Annotated in this window: 3 protein-coding genes; all 3 read right to left on the bottom strand. The window is 67.2% G+C overall.

Features of this window, described 5'->3' with window-relative positions:
- Positions 1–260: 260 nt before the first annotated feature.
- The gene (locus tag ACE3S9_RS18585; protein WP_374547960.1) at positions 261–1,166 is read right to left on the bottom strand and encodes a bifunctional 5,10-methylenetetrahydrofolate dehydrogenase/5,10-methenyltetrahydrofolate cyclohydrolase; all 906 of its coding nucleotides are present in this window, start codon (positions 1,164–1,166) and stop codon (positions 261–263) included.
- 161 nt (positions 1,167–1,327) lie between these two features.
- Entirely contained in the window at positions 1,328–1,771 is a 444-nt protein-coding gene (locus ACE3S9_RS18580; RefSeq protein ID WP_374547959.1) for a DUF2214 family protein, read from the bottom strand.
- Positions 1,772–1,826: 55 nt separating this feature from the next.
- Positions 1,827–2,382 (bottom strand): aldehyde dehydrogenase family protein (locus ACE3S9_RS18575; RefSeq protein WP_374547958.1); only part of this gene is annotated, 556 nt, incomplete at its 5' end.

Below are 2,382 nucleotides of genomic sequence, written 5' to 3'. Positions count from 1 at the left end.
CACCGCTCCGCCGTCTGCGCCCAGGTGAAGCGCTGGTCGTTATAAAGGATCGAGGTCTTGTGCGGAAACACGTCCGCCGCGCGAAACAGGAAGCTGAGCGGCGTCAAGGGCGCGTAATTGGCCCGGTTGCGGTCGAGACCGGTCAGATAAGCGTTTCCCATTGTTTCCTCCTCACGGCGTTGCGCACGCCGATTCCGGCGCGACTTTAGCGCATCGCGCGCGTCGGCTCATCCTAGCCGGAAGGCAAAGACGGGAGAATTTCAGCCGGGGGTCAATCGCGCGGCGCGCAGGGTGTTGGCCATCAGCATGGCGATGGTCATCGGCCCGACGCCGCCGGGAACCGGCGTAATCGCGCCGGCGACGTCGAGCGCCTCGTCCAACGCCACATCGCCGACCAGCCGCGTCTTGCCCGGCTCCGCGCCGGGGATGCGATTGATGCCGACGTCGATCACCAGCGCGCCGGGCTTGATCCAGTCGCCCCGGATCATTTCGGGCCGGCCGACGGCGGCGACCAGAATATCCGCCCGCCGCGCCACCGCTGGCAGGTCTTTGGTGCGCGAATGGGCGACGGTCACCGTGGCGTTTTTCGCCAGCAGCAATTGCGCCATCGGCTTGCCAACAATATTGGAGCGGCCGACGATCACCGCCTCGGCGCCAGCGATATCGCGGCCAAGCGCCCGGGACGCCTCCTCGATCAGCAGCATGGCGCCGGCCGGCGTGCAGGGCACGAGCGCGCGTTCCGTCAGGCCGGTCGCGAGCAGGCCGACATTGACCGGGTGAAAGCCGTCGACGTCCTTTTCCGGCGCGATGGTCTCGAGCACCTTGGTCGAGTCGATGCCGGCGGGCAGCGGCAATTGCACCAATATGCCGTGAATCTCCGGATCGGCGTTGAGCATGCGCACCAGGCCGATCAGTTCGGATTCGCTGGTCGCGGCCGGCAGGTCGTGCTGCACCGAATGAAAGCCGCAGCCATAAGCCGCCTTGCCCTTGGATTTGACATAGACCTGGCTGGCCGCATCCTCGCCGACGAGGACGACCGCGAGGCCGGGCTTGATCGCCAGCGCCTGCGCCTCGCGCGCCACCCGCTCCAGCACCAAAGCGGAGGCGGCCTTGCCGTCGATCAGCAACGCCTTTTTGGCCGAGGGTTTGATGATGCTCTGCGACATGGCGGGATTCCTTCGAGGCTCCTAGGACGGCGCCTCGGGAAGACGCTCCAGCAGGGATTCGGCCTGCTTGTGACAGAGGACGGCCCGCTTGTTAACCCCCGATCGGCCGGAGTCTCACGCTGATTTGCGGATTTCGACCCGCCCCGGCCGCCGGCGCCGCATCATCCCCCGAAGGCGCCGTAACCGCGCGCCATGGCGGCGGCGAAAGCGGGCAGCAGCGGAAACAGCGCGACTTCGGCCCAAAGATAGCGCCGCGCCGCCGCGACGGCCTCATCCGTCGGCGCCGCGCCGGCGCGCCGCCAGCGCAGGAAGGCCAAAGTCGGCGGCACCGAGAGCAGCCCGATCACGGCGAATGTCCCGATCTTCGCCCAGAAGAACAGATTATGCGCGTAATAATCCCATCCCTTGGCGGCGAAGATCGCGCGAGCGAATCCGACGATAATGATCAGCCCCGCCAGCGCGCCATACCAGAGATCCATCGACTGAACCCGCGCGACCGCACCGGCGTCCATGCCGCGTCGCACCACGACCAGTTCCGCAAACAGCACGGCGAAGAGCGCGAACACGAAGAAGTGGTGCGCTATCGCCAGCACGAGATCGAGCACCGGTTCGCCTCCGCATTCGAGCGCACGCCCGTCGCGCCGCGTGTCCCACGCCGGGCTATCTGAGCATCGCCTTGAGGACGGTGTCGGCCAGCCGCCCGAACGGCGCCCGCAGCAGATTGCCGCCGTTCCAGCGGCCCTGCTCGAAAACGCCCTTGGCGTGGCTGAGGGCGCGAAAGCCTTCGACGCCGTGATAGGCGCCCATGCCGCTCGGGCCGACGCCGCCGAACGGCAGGTCTTCCTGGGCATAGTGCATGAGGGTGCCGTTGATCGTGACATTGCCAGACGTCGTGCGGCTCAAAACCTTGCGCCGGTCGTCGCCGTCGCCGCCGAAATAATAGAGCGCGAGAGGCCGCGGCCGCGCGTTGACATAGGCGATGGCCTCGTCGATGTCGCGATAGGCCACGACCGGCAGGACGGGGCCGAAAATTTCTTCCTGCATGATCCGCATGTCGTCCCGGGCGTCGAGCACCAGCGTCGGCGCCAACGTGCGAGCGCGTCCGCCCGCTTCGCCCGGATTGCGTCCGACCTCCCGAATGCGCGCCCCCTTGGCGCGGGCGTCGTCGATCAATCCGGTCAGACGACCGAAATGGCGGTCGTTGACGATGGACGTG

The sequence above is a fragment of the Rhodoblastus sp. genome, assembly GCF_041915505.1.
Classification (GTDB): domain Bacteria; phylum Pseudomonadota; class Alphaproteobacteria; order Rhizobiales; family Beijerinckiaceae; genus Rhodoblastus.
This window is presented reverse-complemented; position numbering and strand designations above follow the sequence as displayed.